Source organism: Saccharopolyspora karakumensis, assembly GCF_004349225.1.
Taxonomy (GTDB): Bacteria; Actinomycetota; Actinomycetes; order Mycobacteriales; family Pseudonocardiaceae; genus Saccharopolyspora; species Saccharopolyspora endophytica.
Genome location: NZ_SMLA01000006.1, coordinates 105,956 through 122,969 on the forward strand (window position 1 = coordinate 105,956; position 17,014 = coordinate 122,969).

Here is a 17,014-nt window from a genome sequence, read left to right on the forward strand (position 1 = left end):
TGGGACGGATTGCGGCGGTGTTCAGGCCCCCGATTACGGCGGTATTCAGGGTCGAACCCGGAATACCGCCGTTTTCGGGTTCCCGATCGCGGCCGTAATCGGGTCACCCGCGGCGGGACCGGACGGGCCGAGAGCCGGCCGGGGTCCGGCGGGTCAGGGTTCGGCGTGCTCTTCGAGGGTGTTGCCCACCAGGGTGTAGAGGGTTTCGGCCAGGTGGGTCAGGCCTGGTTCTTCCGCCGGGTAGTGGCCGCAGTCGTCCAGCATCACGGCCGTGGTCGGGCTCTTGACCCGGTCGAGGAAGCGCAGGCTGAACTCCGGCGGGGTCCAGTCGTCGGCTGCTGGGTGGGCGAGGACGAGCGGGACCGAGCCGAAGTCCTCCGGCGGGGTGTGGCCGTAGCGGACGAAGCTGGTGAGCAGGCCGATCGGGATCTTGACGCCGCCACCTCGCGGGTCGGCCGCGCACAGCGCGGCGAGCTGCGGGTCGCGGCTGATCTTGCGCACGTCGGCGAGCCACCGCATCGGCACCCGGACACCGCCGACGAGCCGTTCCAGCACGCCGAGACCACCCGGCGGGATCGAACCGAGCGGAGCGCGGACGGCCCGACGGCGGGCCTCGGCGTCAGCCGGGTCGAGCAGGCAGGTCGCGACCACCGCCGACACCTGCCCGGTGCGGGCGGCGACCTCGTAGGCCAGCATCCCGCCCATGCTCGCGCCGAGCAGCACCAGCGGCCGGTCGTCGCGCCGCCGCTCGGCGAGGACGAGCTCGCACAGCAGCTCCACCCAGTCGCCGTAGCGGATCCGGTGCGGACGCGGCACGGCGGTGTTGCCGTAGGGCGGCAGGTCGGCGAGCAGCAGGTCGGCCATGCCCGCGATCGGCGCGCACACCGGCCACAACGCCCCCGCATGACCGGCCGCACCGTGGATCACCACGACCCGCGCGGACGCCTCCGGAGCCGCCACCCGCGCGATGTGCACGCGACCGTCCCGCCAGTGCCACCAGGTCGACGTCGGCTCCACTTCGGAGGCACGCCGTCGGTAGGAATCCGGCAGGAAGCGGGCGTAGCTCTCGCTGTCCACCTCACCAGGGTGAGCGCGAAAGCCGTCGCGGACAACTCACCCCCGCTCACGTCGACTTCCGCAGCTGCGTCGGAAAGGTCCGGCACGAGCAGCAGGTGCCGGTGGACGACCCCCGAATCACGATCAGCTGCGGCGCGGAGGGCAGTCGTTGGCAGGGCGAGGAACTTCAGTCCAGGTCGGACATGTCGAGGACGAAGCGGTGGCGGACGTCGTTGCGGCTCAGGCGTTCCAGGGCTTCGTTGACCTGCGATGACGGCAGGACCTCGACGTCGGCGGTGATGTCGTGCTCGGCGCAGAAGTCGAGCATCTCCTGCGTCGCCGGGCGTCCGCCGCTGCCGGCGGAGGTGAGCTTCTTGCGTCCGATCAGCAGGTCCATCGTGTCCACTGAGACCGGACCGAGGTGACCGACCTGCGCGAGCGCACCGTCCATCGCCACCAGCCGCAGGTAGGGGCCGAGTTCGTGCGCTGCGGAGATGGTGTCGATCATGACGTCGAACCGCTCCCGCGACGCGGCCATCCGCGCCTCGTCGGTGGAGACGAGCAGATCCCGGGCACCGAGCCGCAGGGCGTCGTCGAGCTTGCCGGGCGTCCGGCTGATGACCGCGACCTCGGCGCCCAGCGCGACCGCGAACTTCACCGCCAGATGCCCGAGACCGCCGAGACCGGCGACGGCCACCCGCGTTCCGCGGCCGACGCCGAGGGACCGCAGCGGTTCCCACACCGCGATCCCGGCGCACAGCAGTGGCGCGGCGGCGGCCGCGTCGAGCCCGGCGGGAAGGGCGTAGGCGAAGGCGTCCCGGACCACGTGCTCGCGGGTGTAGCCGCCGAGGGTGGTCGTCCCGTCGTGGCGGTCGGTTCCGCCGTAGGTCAGGGTCGGGAACTCGTGGCAGAAGTTCTCCTGCCCCGCGCGGCACATCGCGCACTCGCCGCAGGAGTCGACGATGTTGCCGACCGCGACCGGGTCTCCGACGGCGAACCGGGTCACCTTCGCGCCGACCTCGGTGACGGTCCCGGTGAACTCGTGCCCGGGCACGACCGGACCTCGCGCCGCGTTGATGCTCTGCAGATCGGTGTGGCAGACCCCGCAGTGGTCGACCCGCACGGCGATGTCGTCGGCGCGCAGGTCGCGCCGCTGAAGGGACACCCGGTTCAGCTTCTCCGCGGGTCCGTCCGCTCGCCATCCTGCCGTGGTCCTCATCGGAACTCCTCCAAACAGACTGTTCTGTCTATTCAAGCTAGACCCGGACCGGGAGGAAAGCAAACCAACTGTTCTGTTTGCTAACCTGCTGGAATGGTCGACAAGCCCCTGACCTCGCGCGGAGCCGCCACCCGGGACCGGATCGTCGAGGTCGCCACCCAGGAGTTCGCCGAGCACGGCATCGCAGGCGCGCGCATCGAGCGGATCGTGGCCACCGCGCGCACCAACAAGGCCCAGCTCTACGGCTACTTCGGCAACAAGGAGGCCCTGTTCGACGCGATCTTCACGGCATCCCTGGACCGGATCGTCAACGCCGTGCCGATCAGCGCAGACCTCGCCGACTGGGCCGTGCGGCTCTACGACGACTACCTGCTGCGCCCCGACCTCATCCGGCTGGCCACCTGGTCGCGCATGGAGCGGCGCCCCACCGGTCCCCTGCTGGCCGACGCCGATCAGCGCAACGACCACAAGCTCCGCACCATCGCCGAGGCCCAGGCGGCGGGCCAGGTCGTCCCGGGCGACCCGTTCGACGTGATGGCGCTGGTCATCTCGATGTCCATGGCCTGGTCGCCGGTCAGCAACGTCTACGCCGCCTCCGCCGACGAACCCGAGGAGGACCACCAGCGTCGCCGCGAACTCCTCCGCGACACCGTCCGCCGCGCGGTGATGACCAGCTGACCGCGCGAAGGGCGTAAGGGCCGTTGCCGGGGATGTACCGGAGGCGCCGGACGCGCGCACGGCGTTGACTGATCGGCATGAACGCACCAGCTTCGGTCCGACGCGCCACCACGGCCTGGACGATCGCCGTGGCCTGCGGCGTGGTCGAGTCGGGTTTGGCCGTGCTGCGGGCCATGAGCGAGGACGCGCTCGGCTCCGACGTGGCGTCCCAGCTCGCGATCCGGTTGCCGGTGTTCGCGATCGCGGGCGTGCTGATCTTCCACTTCGCGCGCGGCAGGCGTTGGGCGCGAAGCGCGCTGACGGTGATGCTCAGCGTTCTCGGCCTCACCTCGATGGCCGTGCCCGCCGCGCTCGAGATCTCCGGCGGGAGAGCGCTGCTGGGCGCGCTCGGTGGAGACGGGCCGTTCGCGTGGCCGTTCCTGCTGGTCAGGCTGATCCACATCGGCGGAGTCGTGGCCGCGACCGCGCTGATGTTCCAGCCGAGCGCGAATCGCCACTTCGCCCGGGAACCGATGCGGATCTGACGCGGTACCGCCGCGTCCGGCGCGGGTGGTCCGGTCCCGGTGGGAACGTGAGACACAATCACGACCATGACCAGCGCAACCGAGGCACCCCGCCGGACGTCCACGCTGGACATCGCCATGCTCGTGCTCGCGGTGTTCTCGCTCGGGCTGCTCTGCTACGCCACGTTCTTCGACACGACGCACGAGACCGCGCACGCGGTGTTCGTCATCGACACGGCGATCTGCGGCGTCTTCTTCGCCGAGTTCCTGTGGCGGTGGCGCGAGCACTCGTGGAACCGGCGGTTCCCGCTGCAGAGCTGGTACGAGATCCTCGGCATGATCCCGGTCGCGCACCCCGCGCTGCGCGGATTCCGGCTGCTGCGCGTGGTCGTGCTGCTGATGCGCCTGGCCCGCACCGCCGACCGCGCCTTCGGCGAACGCATCACGCAACGGGTGATCGAGCGGTTCTCCCGGCCGATCGTGCTGGCCATCAAGAAGCCGATCACGGTCGCGGTCCTGGACGAGGTCGTCAAGGTCGTCGAAACCGGCCACTACCCCGAGAACGTCGCACGCTCGCTGGGCGAGCACCGCGAGGTGCTGCGCGAGATCGTCACCGAGAAGCTCAAGAACGACCAGCAGGTGGGCCGGATCAAGCACCTCCCGTTCCACGACGAGATCGTCAAGTCCATCGTGGACACCACGATCCGGGTCATCCTCGACGTGCTCAACGACGAGCGCACCGATCGCTTCTTCACCGAGGTCGTCCGCGAGAACCGCGACCAGATCCGCCGCTCGGTCCAGCTCGGCCTCCACGAGTCCGAGCCCGAACCGCCTGCCGAACCCAGCTCCTACAGAGCCCGATACCAGCAGGAATGAGCGTTGGACCAGCCGGTCTCAGCTCCACCCGGCGACGGCGGGCGCGGAGTCAGCGACCGGAGTGGTGCGTGCCGTACCGGGGATCGTCCCGTTCCGGGGGGTCGAGCTCGCCCGACAGCCGCGCCGACGGCGACGAGGTGCGCTCGGGTTCTGACTCCTGCTGCTTGCGCTGCGGGGTGATCGGCGGCAGGAAGCCACCGGCACCGCTGGCCGAGACCCCCGCGGCGGCCGGATTCGCGCCTCCTGCGACGGGAATCCCCGGAACCGGTCCGGCCTGCGCCGCACCTCCCGGGCTCGGGGTCATCTGCGGCGCGCCCGCACCGCCGGGCATCGAGGCCGCGCTGGTCAGGCCGGGCGAGCTCGACGCCCCTGAGCCGGCGGGAACCGAACCCGGCTCGCCCATCGCGGCGGCGGAACCACCGGGAGCCGCCGATCCGGCGGTGACCTGCTGCGCCTGGTCGGCGATCTTCGAGACGACGCCGCCGATGGCCCCGACCACCTTCATGACCTCGTCGACGTGCCCCAGCAGGCCCTGCGCGCTGGCGAGCAGGTTGCCCATGTGCCCCGAGATCCGGACGCCGCACTCGGTCGCGATCTGCACGACCTGCGGGATCGCCGCCGCGATGCTCCCGCCGAAGGTGGCCTGCGCGGCGGCGATGGCCTGGTTCATGATGACGACGATCCGGCCCACCGCCTCGTTGACCAGGACCGTGACCTCGTTGGCGGTCTTGACGACCGCATCGCCCATGCCGGCCAGGGCCTCACCGAGACCGGTGCCGGCCTCGCCGATCCCCCGCAGACCGCCGACGAGCTCGGCCGCGGTCTTGAGGTACTCGGTGGCGGCGGCGCCCGACCAGCCGCTGGTCTCCGGACCGGCCGCCTGACCGTACGAATCGGAGATCGAAGCGACGCCGCTCCCGGTGTCCCGCAGGCTCTGCGCGCTGGAGGCGACCGCGCCCGGATCGCCCGCGAGCTGCTGCAACGGCTCGCCCAGGAACGGCACCAGGTCGGCCAGGAAACCGAATCCCGACCCGGCCAGCGCCGACAGCGGGTCGCTCGTGCCACCGGCGGGCTCGGAACCGTAGTCGCCGGAGTCCCACCCGCCGCCGCGGACCGCGTCGTTGGTGGAGCGCACGTCGGCGACGAACCGCATGGTGCCCGCCGAACCCAGCGGCAGGCTCAGGTCCACGCTCATCAGGCTTCCCCACCGCGCAGCGCCGCGACACCCTCGTCATCGGCGCGCTGGTAGTCCTCGGCACTTCCGGCCAGCCCCCGGCTGACGCTGTCCAGCGCTCCGGATGCGGACGACACCGCTCGGGCGGCTTGGGAGATGGCGTCGCCGAGCCCGACGGTGGCGAACTCCATGAACGTGCCGAGCGCGTTGCTCGCCGGGCCGCCGGTCATGGCACCGGCCGCGGCCGACAGGCCGTCGGACAGGCGCGCCACGGTTCCGGCGTGGGCCCGGATCTGCTCGTGGTCGACGTGGAACTCGGTGCTCATCAGACGATCACCCTTGGGTTGTCGAAGAAGTCGTCGTCGTCCTGAGGCTCCGGCTCTCCGGTGTCGACGGGCATGTTGTCCCGCACGAAGTCCAGGGCCGGGCCGTCGCCGAGGTAGTCGGTCATGATCTCCATGACGTGCGTGCCCACCATCCGCTGCGCCTGCTGCGTGGTCGCGAGGATGAGCTGGGCGAGCTTCTCGGCCTCCATCGCGCGGGCCGCCGGGGTCAGCCGGATGTCCACCAGCGCACCGCTGGGCCCGACCTGCACCGAGATCTCCCCGCGCGGCGAGGACGCCGTGCCGCTGACCTGCCCGAGCGCGGCTCCGGCGGCCTTCGCGTCGGCCGCGGCGCGCGCCAGCGTCGCGTCGTAGTCCGCGAGCCACTGCTGTGCTGAGTTCACCGTGATTCCTCTCGAAGGTCAGCGCTGTTCGCGAGCGATCGCGACCACGTCCGCCAGCGCCGCGCGCACGACCGCTGGTCGCAGCGGGTTGATGCTCACCCAGCCGCCATCGGTCCGGCTCACCCGCAGCCGCCCGTGCGGACCGTCCAACCAGGACAGTTCCTGCCCCTGACGCCGGTGACCGCCGCCGGTGCGCCGGGTGGCGCCGAGCTGTCCGCGACCGGTGAGCGCCGGGAGCACGCTCACCAGCCGGTCCAGCACCCCGGGATCGCCACCGCAGTCCCGGACCAGTTCGCGGAAGCGCCGCCGCTTGGTGCTGTCGTCGTCGATCCGGTCGAGCTCGGCGACGTCGTCCACCACGCGCTGCGGGAGGTTGATCGGCATCGACTTCGCCGGTTCCCGCTCCGGCACGAGCGCGAAGAGCTCGTCGACCAGGGCGTTCGCGGTGATGCGGCGGATCCGCACGGTGGTGGCCGGATCGTCGTCCAGCGGCTGCTCGAAGATCAGCGCCGAGGATCGGTAGACCATCGCCAGCACACCCGTCGCCCCGGACGCCCCGATCACCACCAGGTCGACGGTGCCCCGGTGCTGCCGGAGCGCGTCGAGGAGTTCGGCGGCGGCTCCGGCCGGGCCGTCGGTGTCGGCGAGCCCGCGCGCCCGCAGCGTGTGCCCGGCCGCGGCGAACAGCACCTCCCGCTCCCCTGCGATGCGCCCGAACGACGGGATGCGCAGCGGGAACGGCCAGTTCACCCCGGCGTGCGAGGCGAGCAGGTCGAGCTCGATCTGTCCGAAGTGGATCCCGTCGCTGCGCGGACGGGTGAGCGCGGTCGTCATGTCGCCGTCCCCTCGGTGCCGCGCAACGCGTCCGCGGCGGCGGTGTCGGTGTTCTCGTAGCCGGTGGCGGTCTCGTGCAGCGCGCTGCGGAAGTCGCCGAGCTCGGTGCGCGCCGCCGTGATCTCGTGGGACAGCCCGGACTCGCCGGCGCTCTGCCGCAACCGCGTCGCCAGGTGCAGAGCGGGTGGCGCGGTGCCCAGCATCGGCATCCGCTCGGCCAGCTGCCGCGCGGAGCTCACCAGTCGCTCGGTCTGGTCCCCGACCTCGGACAGCTCTCCGACCTGCGCGGCGAGGTTCTCGGTGGTGACTCGGTATCCGCTCAACGGTCCGCTCCCCTCTCAGCCGATGACCGGCGCGCTGGCCGGTCGGTCGTCGTCGAAAAGTCCGTGGTCGATCGTGGGCAGCTTGTTCTCGTGCACCTGCTCGTCGTCCTCACCACCGGCGGCTCCCCGGGCGGGCGCCGCCCCGTTCGCACCGGCACCGGACGCGCCCGGTCCGCCGAACAGGCCCCGCGCACCGACCAGTCCGAGCCCCGCGCCCGCGCGGCCCGCTCCGCCCAGCGGATCGGCGCCACCGACCAACTTCGCCCACGGCACTCCACCGCCGGTGGCCGCTCCACCCGCGCCGGAGAACCCCGCCGCCGAGGTGGACGCGGGCGCCGACCCCCAGCCGGCGCCCTGCGCTTCGGCCGGAGCGATCGCGGCACTGCTGCGCCGCAACGCCGCCTCGTACTGCGACATGACGTGCACCGCCTCCGCCTTCTTCTCGGCGGCGTTGGCGGAGGCCAGGAACATGCTGGTCCCGCCGGCCGCGGCGGCACCGACGGCCGCGCCGATCATGGCGCCGGGCACCGCGCCGACACCTCCCGCAGCGGCACCGATGACACCGCCGACCACCGCACCCGCGCCCGCCCCGGCGACGCCGGTGCCCATCACGGCTCCGGTCGCGTCCCCGGGCGGTGGCGGCATCGATTTCCGGGCGGAAGCCAGCGCGTCGCCCGCGTTCTGGGCGGCGTCGGACACGGTGCTCGCCCGCTCCCCCACGCCGGAGGTCCGGTCACCGATCTGCCCGAGCCTGCTGGTGGCCGCATCGGCGGACTCGCTGTTCCAGTGCGTGCCGATCTCCACCCGGTGCCGTTGCATCGCATCGGCGTGGCCGGCGAGTTCGGTGCTGTGCCTGCCCCATTCGTCGGCGACACCGGTGACGTCGGCGACGTCGGCGTTCTCCCACACCATCGCGTACAGCTGCTCGTGGGTGTAGGCGTTCCAGTTGGTGCCCTCGGGCGGGATCGGCGAGCCGAAGTAGCCCTCCCACACGTTGGTGAGGGTGCGCACGACGGGTTTTCCCACCTCGCCGACCGGCCCGGCCTCCTCGAGCACGGACGTGGTCGCCCTCGCCAGGTCCTGCACCCCCGCGGACGCCGCGGCGACGACGTTCACCTCTCCGGATTCGGTCATGTCCGGTTCCGCCTTCCTCTGATCGGCCGGTACCCGCGGCCGAAGTCGCGGCGCTGGAAGGCGAAAAGCGCCCGCTGCCCCCATGCCAGCGGCGCCCCTCCAGCGCGGTACCGAAAGATCACCAGAAGGCGGCCCCCGAAACATCGGTGATGTTGCTGATGTTCGCGCGGAGACGGGTCAGAAATGCGGCGGAACCGCTGCTTCAAGTGCGGGACTCAGCACGGCACCGCCGCAGGTTCCGCCACCCGCACCGCCAACCAGAGCAACCACGCCACGTGGCCCTAAGAGCGGTCTCGGTACTTGACCGCTAGTTCGAGGCGGGACGCGCAGTCGAGTTTGCGCAGGATGCGCGACACGTGGGAATCGACCGTGCGCACGGACAGGATCAGCCGCTCGGCGACCTCGCGGTTCGTCAGCCCCTGGGCGACGAGCTCGACCACCCGCACCTCGGCGCCGGTGAGGCTGTCCCAGCCGTGCTTGGGGCGTCCGCGCGGGCCGGACGCGCCCAGCTGCACCCCGTAGGAGCGCAGGTGGGCGGCGGTCCGATCGATCTCCCGGTGGGCAGCCATCGCGGCGAACCCGTCGATCGCGCTCTGGTAGGCGGCTTTGGCGGCATCGGACCTGCCGGAGGCGGCCAGCGCCACCGCCGCGTCCTGCGCGGCTTGCGCGGCGGCGAGCGGGGTGCTGTTGTCGGCGAAGTCCTGCGCGGCGGCGAGCAGCCGGTCCACGTCGCGGTCGACCAGGCCCGTGCAGTAGCCGATCCTGCTGTCGTCCTCGTCGCTCCACTCCCGCATCCGGTCGATGAGGCGGCGGGCGAGGTCGCGTTCACCCCCGGCGACGGCGATGCGCACCAGCGGGACGCAGACCGGGGCGACCGAGCGGTCGTGGCGCATCCCGACGTCGTGGTCGACGACGTCGCGCACGATGTCGACCGCCCGCTTCAGGTCGCCGTCGACGCCGGCCAGCACGGCGCGGGTGACCATCATCAAGGACTCGTAGAACATCGCCACGCCGTACAGGTCGGCTTCGTCGGCGAGTTCGGCGTGCACGCGCGCGGTCGGCAGGTCGCCGCGGTTCAGCAGGATGGTGGCCGCGACCGCGTGCAGCGGTCCCGCCATGCCGTGCTGGTGCGGAAGCGCCAGCCCGTCCTCGACCTCGGCCAGCGCCCGGTCCCACTCGCCGAAGTTGAGCGCCGTCACGGCGGCGATGGTGTGCGTCCACGGCAGGAAGCCCAGGCCGAGTTCGCGGGCGACCGGGCGCGCCTGCTCGATGGTCTCGGTGACGGCGGGGTCGTGTTCGAGGTTCTGCAGCACCGCCCGCAGCAACCGCGACATCAGCCACTGCGCGCGGTCGTAGGCGGAGACCTCCAGCAGAACCGAGGCTCGATCCAGCTGGTCACCGGCCGCGGCGTAGTCGCGGAGCAGGCACTGCCCGATGGCGCGGACGTTGCACAGGTAGACCTCCACGAGCGGGTCGTCGCCAGCTGCCCGACCGGCCCGGGCGACCGCGCGTTGGGTGGCTTCCAGGTCTCCGGCCAGCAGGTGGGCGTAGGCGTCGAGCGCGGCGAGGCGTGCGGGCAGTTCCCCTTCGCGCCGTTCGGTTTCCCAGACCGCGAGGGCCGCTTCGGCGTCGAACTCACCGTTGGCGATGACGCCCAGCACGACGAGCAGCCGGTGCCGGATGGGCTCGTCCGGGTCGGCCAGCAGACCTTCGGAGGCGACCCTGCGCGCCTGCTCGGTCCGTCCGCTCCACAGCAGCGCCTCGACCCACGCCACCCGCAGCTCGGGCAACCGCGGGTCGCCGGGCAGCAGCGCGGCCACCGCCCGTTCCAGCAGTCGCGCCACGGCCGGGGTGGCTCGGGAGGTCAGCTGGTGGGCGCGTGCGGCGAGCCAGTCCACCGTCCAGGGGTCCACCGGCGCGTGCACGAGGTGGTCGGCCACGCGCTCGGCGGGTGCTCCCCGGTCGGCGAGCGCGCGAGCCACCGAGCCGCGCAAGCCCGTCGATGCGGCGGCGATGTCGTCGCGCACCAGCGGATATCGCACCCGCACCTCGCCGCCGGACTCGTCGACCAAGCCTCGCGCGGACATCCTGCCGACGGCGGAGAGCACGTCGGTCGGCGTCGCAGCGGCCACCGCGGCGAGGTCGTCGACGGAGGCGGCGTCGCCGAGCAGGGCGGCGCAGCGCAGCACGCCGACGTCGGACCCGGCCAGGTCCGCGGCCCACGACGTCACCTGCGCGACCCTGTCCGCGTCGTCGATCCGGCTCAGCAGCCACGGGTTCCCCCCGGCGTCGGCCGCGTTCGGCGACGGTCCCTGGAGCATCGCGCTGACGGCGTCGTCGTCCAGCGGGGCGAGGTCGTGCACGATGGCGAACCGGTCGAGCGCGGCGAAGCGCTCCGGTGCGACGCCGCGATGCCGACCTGCCACGACCAGCAGCGGGCGGCCGTAGACCTCCTCGGCGAGGCCGTGCAACGTCAGCAGCGTGTCGTCGTCGGCGTGGTGGAGGTCGTCGATGACGACCACGGCGGGCTCGTCCCAGTCCGGTGTTCCGGCCGACAGCGATGTGCGTCCGCTCGGCCGCAGCACCGGAACCCGGTGGAGGTGCAGTCCGGAGTCGCGCATCGCCGCGAGGTGCGCTTCCAGCAGGGCCGTGACTCCGATGCCAGGATCAGCCCGCACCACGACCAACGACCCCTGCCCGACCTTCGCGGCCGAGGTGGCATCGGCCAGAACGCGCAACGAATCGTCCCGCCCGACGAGCGTCACGCCACCCCCAGCTGTCCCACGACCTTCCAGAACCAGACTACGGCGAACCCCACTGCCCCACACCGCTTTCGGCAGAACAGCCCGCCGAATCCGTTGTGAGCTGCGTCGGACCACGACGCAGCTCACAGCGCCCAAGGAAATGCATGGGGATGCGGCGGAGCCGCAGTTTCAAGTGCGGGACTCAACCGGCACCGCCGCGGTTTCTTCAGCGGCTTCGTGGCGAGTACGCCGTGACGCCGTGTATTGGACATACATCAGGAGCGGCGCACGGAGTCCGCGAAGCCGCTCAGGTTCCGCTACCCGCACCGCCACGCAAAGCAACCACGAGACCCCTAAGCCAGGTCTTCGAGGAAGTCTGGAGGGGAGTGGCGGTCGAAGGCTCGGAAGAGGACGGCGTGCTCTGTGCCGAGGAGCTTTCCGTTGGCGGCCAGGATCTTCGGGATGAAGTCCGCCGGGGCGGGGTGCTCCGGGATCGCGGCCAGGTACGCGCCGTGGGCTTCCAGCGAGGCGACGCCGAGCTGCATCGGCCTGCCGGTGACGTCCACGCCGTGCGTCGCGTCCAGCTCGCCGACCATCCCCGGCAGGAGGAACCACCGCGTGCTCCACGTGTCGAGGCCGTCGTCGTCGATCTGCTCGGGGAAGATCCACCGGTTGCCCGCGTCGTTGATCGCGTCGATGGTCGCCAGTCCCGCGACGCGGTGGTCGGACTGGTTGAACCCCATCGGTGTCTCGATCTCGTACGGCGTGCCGACCACGGCGTCCGGCTTGAAGCGCCGGATCTCGCGGCAGATGTCGTGGCGGAGGTCCAGGCCGTAGACCAGCACGCCGTCGGGGTGCTGGAGCACGGTGAGGTGTTCGACGCCGACCGTCTCGCACGCCGCCCGCTGCTCGGCCAAGCGCAGCGACGCGGTCTCCTCAGGCGGGTTGGGCATGCCCGCTTCACCGTGCGTGAGCAGCAGGTATCCGACGTCGATGCCCCGGGACCTCCAGCGCGCGACGGCCGCTGAGGTGCCGTACTCCATGTCGTCCGGGTGTGCGACGACGCAGAGCACGCGCCGGAAGGTCTCATCGGGCAGAGCGGGCAACAACTCGGGCATCGCAACGAGCCCCCTCGGTTGGACGTGCTCCGATTCTGCACCCGCGTCCACCGATCCGCCGCAGACCCGCGAAGCCCTCGAACAGCAGTTTTCGCCGCGCGCGTTCCGGTAATCTTCGCCGCGTGCGGTGGTTTCTGACGCAGGACCCGGTGAGCCCGTTGGAGACGACCTCCTGGCTCGGCAGCATCGGATCGTTCGTGCTGGCCATCCCGGCCACGCTGCTGTCGATCTGGGCGTTCCGGCTCAGCTGGAAGCAGCAGCGCGAGCAGGAGCGGCAGGCTCGCGAGGCGTCGCGGGCCATGCAGATGGTCGTCGCCGAGCTGCGGGCCATCACCGCGACGATGGAGTCCGCCAGCCTCCGCCGCGACACCGGCCCCGACCGGTCCGGCGCCGTCGCGATCAGCGCGTTCGAGGACACCGATCCGTGCGTCACCCCCGCGCCGGCCACCGATGACGAGGAGCCGTTCCCGGCCTTCGGCGGAGCTCCCGCGGCGCCGCCCGGGTCCGGGTACGACCAGGGCTACTCACCGCTGCCCGCCCCCTCGCAGCCGGTGCCCGGGGGCGAGGGAGCGGACGCGCTGAACTCGATCGCCAGCAGGCTGGCTCGGATGGATTCGCGTGCGGAGTCGAACTCCCTCCGGTCGATGAGCCGCCAGCGCAAGACCAACGTCCTCGCCGCGGTCTCGGCAGCGGTGGCCCTGGGCGCCTTCAGCGCCGGTCTGCTCAACGCGATCCCGTGGTGATCCTCAGGGAACTCACGATCACGGAGACGCTGACCGCCGCGCTCGAAGGAGAGCGGGACCGTGCCGCTGCGGCCTGGTCACGCGTCGGACCACGCCGCCGCGTGGACGTCGGCGAACTCCTCGAAGGACCGGGGCGGGCGGCCGGTCAGGTCGAGAACCGCGGTGCTCACCTGGTCGTCCCGGCCATCCCGGATGCCGTCCTCCACCGCCGCGATGCTCGACGCGAACTCCTCCGAGACACCCGAAGCCCGGTAGTGGGCGACCTGCTCGTCCGTTCCGATCTCCAACACGCGGACCTCACGACCGGTGCGGGCGGTGATGATCGCCGCGGCGTCCCGGTAGCTCAGAGCTTTCGGACCGGTCAGCAGGTAGTCGCTCTGACCTGCGCGTTCGGCGCCGGGCCGCAGCAGGGCGAACGCGGCGGCGGCGATGTCGTGCGCGTCGATCCACCCGACCCGTCCGTCCCCCGCTGCCGTGCGGATCTCCCCGTGCCGCCGGATCCGCTCGCCCACCGGGTGCGGGCTGAGGAAGTTCTGCATGAACGCCGACGCGCGCAGCACGACCCAGCCCGGCTGGGCTCGGACCGCGTCCGCCATCTCCAGCGCGCTGGGCGCGTTCGGCAGCACGATGGCCGAACCCAGCAGCACCACGCGGGTCACCCCGAGGCGCTTCGCCTCGGCGAGGAACGGCGCGACCAGCGGCATCGGGTCCACCGAGTTCACCGGAGCCACGAGGAAGACCGAATCCACGCCGCGCAGCGCGGGCGCGTGCGTGGCCGGGTCGTGCCAGTCGAACCGGATCGAGCTCGGGTCGCCGATCACCGGGTTGCGGCTGGCCACCCGCACCGGAACGTCGTCGGCGCGCAGGAGTTCCACCAGGGCGGACCCGGTCTTCCCGGTTCCGCCGGTCACGAGAACGGTCATCGGGCGACCTCCGAGTTCAGCGATGCGACCAGCTCGGGCAGCGTTCCGGACGCCTCGGCGTTGGCCAGCGGGTTCCAGTAGTCCCGGAAGCGGGTGATCAGCCCGTCCTCGACGGTGATCACCACGACGTAGTCCATCCGGTAGGGCTTCCCGGTGCGCAGCGAGCGCCCGGTCGCGCGGTACTCGACGATCGCGGTGTCCGGCCGCTGCGTGCGGTGCGCGGTGAACGCGTGGACTTCCCGCATGTCGCACAGCTGCGGGAATCCGGCGAGGTACCGGCGGACTTCTTCGCGTCCGGCCAGGCTGCGCGGCGAATTCCCCGCGGCGAACGGGAACTCCGTGATGCCGTGCTCGGCCCACAGGTCGGCCACGGCGTCGGTGTCCTCGCGCAGCATCAGATCCAGCAGTCTGCGCATCGTCTCTTCAGGAGTGCGCGGCATTTTCCCTCCAGCGCTCATCGGGTCGTGCCACCGAGCCTGGTCGCGGCGGTGCCGGTGGGGAACTGCCCGCTGAGCCCCGGACCGCCAGTGGGTGCCCAAGCCCGCCGGGCCGTGCCATTCTGATCGGGTGAGCAGAGCTGACCTGGCCGATTTCCTGCGCAGGCGCAGGGAGTCGCTGCACCCGGATCGGGTCCCGGCCGCCGTCGACCCGCCGGGGAAGCGGGCCCGGCGCACTCCCGGTCTGCGCCGCGAGGAGGTCGCCGCGCAAGCGGGCATCTCGGTCAACTACTACGAGCGGCTGGAACAGGCCCGCGTCTCGCACCCGTCGCCCGAGGTGCTGGCGGCGCTGAGCACGGCGCTGCGGCTCACCGACGCCGAGCGCGAGCACGTGGCGCGGCTGGCCGGGCAGATCCCGCCCGCCACCAGCGAACGTCGGCCCGTGCCCGCCGAGACCCGCCGGATGCTCGACCAGCTCGGCCACATCCCGGCCTACCTCGTCGACGAGCGGCAGGACATCGTGGCCTGGAACGACGCGGCGGTCGCGTTGATCACCGACTTCGGCCGGATCCCGGCCGAGGACCGCAACGCGCTGAAGCTGCCGCTCCTGCTGCGCGACATGCTCTGCTCCGCTCCGCCCGGCGAGGAGGGCGAGTTCGTCCAGCACACCGCGGCCCAGCTGCGCACGGCCAGCGCCCGCTACCCGACCGACCGCGCGCTGAGCGAGCTGATCAACGAGCTCGCCGCCCGCAGCCCCGATTTCGCCGCTGCCTGGCGCGACCACGACGTGCGCCCGAGGACGACGCTCCGCAAGCGCCTGCACCACTCCCGCCTGGGCGTGCTCGACTTCGACCTGCAAACCCTGCTGCTGGCGGGCAGCAACCTCCAGCTGGTGATGTACACGGCCACGCCGAACACCCCAGCAGCAGATGCCCTCACCCCGCGCTGAGTTCGCCAGTCGCGTTGGGCGGTCGCGGCCACTCACGCATCAGGGGTCACGAGCGCGCGCTCGTGACCCCTGGTGATGCGGATCGGTCAGGGCTGGTCCGGCAGGGTGTTGCAGTTGTTGATCGCCGCCGCTCCGGAGAGGCGGTCGGTGAGCCACGAGATCGCGTTGGTCTGGTCGGCCAGCAGCGGCGTGATGTGGTTGACCATCAGGCCCTTGCCGAGATCCGGGACCTGGATGGGCTGGTAGGTGACCTCTCCGCCCTGGTCGCACCAGTCCACGGCGAGCTGCCGGGCCTGGTCGTGCGGCACGACGTCGTCCTGCACGCCGGTGACGACGCGGACGGCCGTGGCCGGCTTCCTGGTGCCGATGAGCTGGTCGTCGAGGACGTCCCGCACCGCGGGCTCGGCCTCGGCGACCTCGCCGAGGGTCTGGCCGGTGGTGGTCCACTCGGCGCTGCGGCGGAAGGCGAAGCGCGCGATGCCGTCACCGACGCACGACGTGGACAGCGTTTCCAACGCCGCCTTGCCGTCCTCGTTGAGGTACTCGTCGGCGACGGACTGCAGCTCGGGGTGGGTCTGGATGAACCCGTTGAGCGACCAGCCGAGCGCCCCGACCAGGACGCTGCCGTCGATGCCCTCGATGACCTCGATGAGGTTCGCCGGCGGGGCGCCGACGTAGGCGCCGGCGAGCGCGACGTCCGGGGCGTAGTCGGGCTGCAGCTCGGCGGCCGACGCCGTGGCGCCGCCGCCCTGGCTGTAGCCGTAGAGGGCGACGCGCGAGTCTGGGGTGACCGAGGCGTCGGGCAGCTGACGGGCCGCGCGCACGGCGTCCAGCACCGCGTGCCCGCCGTCGACGCGGTTGACGTAGGTGTGCAGCCGGTCGGTGGTGCCCAGGCCAACGTAGTCGGTGACGACCACGGCCGCGCCTTCGGCCAGCAACCGGTAGATCGCGATGTCCTCGTAGCCGACCGACACCGAGTTGCCGTCGAAGTTGATCGGGCGTTCCAGGCCCATCGAGGCCGAGCAGGAGTCGCCCTGGCCCATGGTCCCGGGCGCGACGGCCACCAGCGGGCGCGGGCCCTCGCCGCGCCACGGCGCCGAGGGCTCGATGTAGGCGCCGGTCACCGCTGCGGGCTGCCCGTTGGAGTCGGTCGTCTTGTACATCAGGCGGGTCGCCGTGCCGGGCATCTGCTGCCCGCCGATGCTGGGCAGGCTCAGCGCGAGCGGCAGCTCCTCGGTGCGCACCAGGGCCCCGTCGGCCGCGGGCAGTTCGGCGGGCGGATCGTAGAACCCGGCGCTGACCATGCCGGGCGTGCTGGGCGCGTCGTCGGCGATCGCGGGAACGGCTTGCGAACCGGCGATGAACAGCGACAACGCGGTGGCTGTGACCAGCCGGCGCACCGCGGGCGGGTGGTGGGCGGATCGGGGCATGCGGTCGCTCCCTGCGTCATTGGATGGTGCGAACTGCGCGAGTCGATCGGGTCCGCGGCCGATCACCGCGACCCGTGCGCGTCGTCGACGGAGTCGACTTCTGGGGTGAACAACGACGCACCACTCGAGAAGTTGCGTAGTACAAC

18 protein-coding genes are annotated in these 17,014 nt (G+C 71.9%); 5 read left to right on the forward strand and 13 right to left on the reverse strand.

All coding sequences use genetic code 11. The features are described from left to right. Nucleotides 1-153 precede the first annotated feature (153 nt). Both E1202_RS06365 and E1202_RS06370 read right to left on the reverse strand, forming a co-directional pair. Nucleotides 154-1,077 carry an alpha/beta hydrolase gene (locus E1202_RS06365; RefSeq protein ID WP_132681620.1) on the reverse strand — a complete coding sequence of 308 codons (924 nt, stop codon included), beginning with the start codon at nucleotides 1,075-1,077 and terminating at the stop codon, nucleotides 154-156. Between the two features lie 166 nt (nucleotides 1,078-1,243). Then, the gene (locus E1202_RS06370) at nucleotides 1,244-2,275 is read right to left on the reverse strand and encodes an NAD(P)-dependent alcohol dehydrogenase (protein WP_132681621.1); all 1,032 of its coding nucleotides are present in this window, start codon (nucleotides 2,273-2,275) and stop codon (nucleotides 1,244-1,246) included. A 93-nt stretch (nucleotides 2,276-2,368) separates the two neighbouring features. Between E1202_RS06370 and E1202_RS06375 the strand changes: the two genes are divergently transcribed. The 3 genes from E1202_RS06375 to E1202_RS06385 all read left to right on the forward strand — a co-directional run bounded on the left by E1202_RS06375 (nucleotide 2,369) and on the right by E1202_RS06385 (nucleotide 4,332). Beyond that, nucleotides 2,369-2,953, forward strand: a complete 585-nt coding sequence (locus E1202_RS06375) for a TetR family transcriptional regulator (RefSeq protein ID WP_132681622.1) — start codon at nucleotides 2,369-2,371, stop codon at nucleotides 2,951-2,953. Between the two features lie 77 nt (nucleotides 2,954-3,030). Continuing rightward, on the forward strand, nucleotides 3,031-3,477 hold the full coding sequence (locus E1202_RS06380) for a hypothetical protein (protein ID WP_132681623.1): 447 nt from the start codon (nucleotides 3,031-3,033) through the stop codon (nucleotides 3,475-3,477). A gap of 66 nt (nucleotides 3,478-3,543) precedes the next feature. Continuing rightward, nucleotides 3,544-4,332: an ion transporter gene (locus tag E1202_RS06385; protein ID WP_132681624.1), complete on the forward strand. Its 789-nt coding sequence runs from the start codon at nucleotides 3,544-3,546 to the stop codon at nucleotides 4,330-4,332. A 49-nt stretch (nucleotides 4,333-4,381) separates the two neighbouring features. On the opposite strand, the gene E1202_RS06390 is transcribed toward E1202_RS06385, so the two are convergent. From E1202_RS06390 to E1202_RS06425, 8 genes are all read right to left on the reverse strand, one after another. Further along, entirely contained in the window at nucleotides 4,382-5,527 is a 1,146-nt protein-coding gene (locus E1202_RS06390) for a WXG100 family type VII secretion target (protein WP_132681625.1), read from the reverse strand. Continuing rightward, nucleotides 5,527-5,832 carry a type VII secretion target gene (locus E1202_RS06395; protein WP_132681626.1) on the reverse strand — a complete coding sequence of 102 codons (306 nt, stop codon included), beginning with the start codon at nucleotides 5,830-5,832 and terminating at the stop codon, nucleotides 5,527-5,529. The genes E1202_RS06390 and E1202_RS06395 overlap by 1 nt, the downstream gene beginning before the upstream one ends. Continuing rightward, a complete protein-coding gene (locus tag E1202_RS06400) occupies nucleotides 5,832-6,233 on the reverse strand; it encodes a YbaB/EbfC family nucleoid-associated protein (protein WP_132681627.1) in 402 nt (133 codons plus the stop codon). Before E1202_RS06400 ends, E1202_RS06395 begins: the two co-directional genes overlap by 1 nt. Nucleotides 6,234-6,251: 18 nt before the next feature. Next, complete coding sequence (locus E1202_RS06405) at nucleotides 6,252-7,067, reverse strand: ESX secretion-associated protein EspG (RefSeq protein WP_132681628.1); 816 nt, start codon at nucleotides 7,065-7,067, stop codon at nucleotides 6,252-6,254. Further along, nucleotides 7,064-7,390 (reverse strand): hypothetical protein, encoded by a 327-nt coding sequence (locus E1202_RS06410; protein ID WP_132681629.1) that lies wholly within the window; start codon nucleotides 7,388-7,390, stop codon nucleotides 7,064-7,066. Before E1202_RS06410 ends, E1202_RS06405 begins: the two co-directional genes overlap by 4 nt. 15 nt (nucleotides 7,391-7,405) lie before the next feature. After that, nucleotides 7,406-8,524, reverse strand: a complete 1,119-nt coding sequence (locus E1202_RS06415; RefSeq protein WP_132681630.1) for a hypothetical protein — start codon at nucleotides 8,522-8,524, stop codon at nucleotides 7,406-7,408. A gap of 281 nt (nucleotides 8,525-8,805) precedes the next feature. Continuing rightward, nucleotides 8,806-11,289 carry a LuxR family transcriptional regulator gene (locus E1202_RS06420; protein ID WP_132681631.1) on the reverse strand — a complete coding sequence of 828 codons (2,484 nt, stop codon included), beginning with the start codon at nucleotides 11,287-11,289 and terminating at the stop codon, nucleotides 8,806-8,808. Nucleotides 11,290-11,621: 332 nt separating this feature from the next. Continuing rightward, entirely contained in the window at nucleotides 11,622-12,386 is a 765-nt protein-coding gene (locus E1202_RS06425) for a PIG-L deacetylase family protein (protein WP_132681632.1), read from the reverse strand. A 122-nt stretch (nucleotides 12,387-12,508) separates the two neighbouring features. On the opposite strand from E1202_RS06425, the gene E1202_RS06430 reads away from it, so the two are divergent. Then, nucleotides 12,509-13,129, forward strand: a complete 621-nt coding sequence (locus E1202_RS06430; RefSeq protein ID WP_132681633.1) for a hypothetical protein — start codon at nucleotides 12,509-12,511, stop codon at nucleotides 13,127-13,129. Nucleotides 13,130-13,206: 77 nt separating this feature from the next. Here the strand turns inward: E1202_RS06430 and E1202_RS06435 are convergent, their stop codons facing one another. Both E1202_RS06435 and E1202_RS06440 read right to left on the reverse strand, forming a co-directional pair. Continuing rightward, complete coding sequence (locus E1202_RS06435; RefSeq protein WP_132681634.1) at nucleotides 13,207-14,052, reverse strand: NAD(P)H-binding protein; 846 nt, start codon at nucleotides 14,050-14,052, stop codon at nucleotides 13,207-13,209. Beyond that, a complete protein-coding gene (locus tag E1202_RS06440; protein WP_207918487.1) occupies nucleotides 14,049-14,492 on the reverse strand; it encodes a nuclear transport factor 2 family protein in 444 nt (147 codons plus the stop codon). Before E1202_RS06440 ends, E1202_RS06435 begins: the two co-directional genes overlap by 4 nt. A gap of 127 nt (nucleotides 14,493-14,619) precedes the next feature. On the opposite strand from E1202_RS06440, the gene E1202_RS06445 reads away from it, so the two are divergent. After that, nucleotides 14,620-15,438 carry a helix-turn-helix transcriptional regulator gene (locus E1202_RS06445; RefSeq protein WP_132681635.1) on the forward strand — a complete coding sequence of 273 codons (819 nt, stop codon included), beginning with the start codon at nucleotides 14,620-14,622 and terminating at the stop codon, nucleotides 15,436-15,438. An 86-nt stretch (nucleotides 15,439-15,524) separates the two neighbouring features. Here the strand turns inward: E1202_RS06445 and E1202_RS06450 are convergent, their stop codons facing one another. Next, complete coding sequence (locus E1202_RS06450) at nucleotides 15,525-16,868, reverse strand: lipase family protein (protein WP_132681636.1); 1,344 nt, start codon at nucleotides 16,866-16,868, stop codon at nucleotides 15,525-15,527. Between the last annotated feature and the right edge of the window lie 146 nt (nucleotides 16,869-17,014).